The sequence below is a fragment of the Bacillus sp. SIMBA_008 genome, assembly GCF_046535495.1.
Taxonomy (GTDB): domain Bacteria; phylum Bacillota; class Bacilli; order Bacillales; family Bacillaceae; genus Bacillus; species Bacillus subtilis.
Genome location: NZ_JAWRWL010001039.1, coordinates 1 through 246, shown reverse-complemented (window position 1 = coordinate 246; position 246 = coordinate 1). Strand labels below are relative to the sequence as shown.

General features: G+C 54.5%; 1 protein-coding gene. It reads right to left on the bottom strand.

Going from position 1 to position 246, the window contains the following annotated elements; all coding sequences use genetic code 11:
* Positions 1–22 precede the first annotated feature (22 nt).
* The coding region (locus SB658_RS26575) for a GNAT family N-acetyltransferase (RefSeq protein ID WP_410603489.1) at positions 23–246 on the bottom strand (224 nt) is incomplete at its 5' end.

Genomic DNA, 246 nt, shown 5'->3' with positions numbered 1-246 from the left:
AAACATGTCTGTTCGTATCATACTACATTTCGCCGAAACGTTCAATGTCAGATGTGATGTCAAATACCGTCAGCCGCCTCTCCCATTTGGTAACGGTCTCACCGGGCACCATGCCGATTTTTTCCGCGACGCGGACGGAGGCAGCATTTTCCGGATCAATCAGCGCCGCTATGCGTCCGTATTGCTGCGTATGAAAACCGTAGTCCAGACAGGCGTTCGCCGCCTCTGTCGCATAGCCGCAGCCCC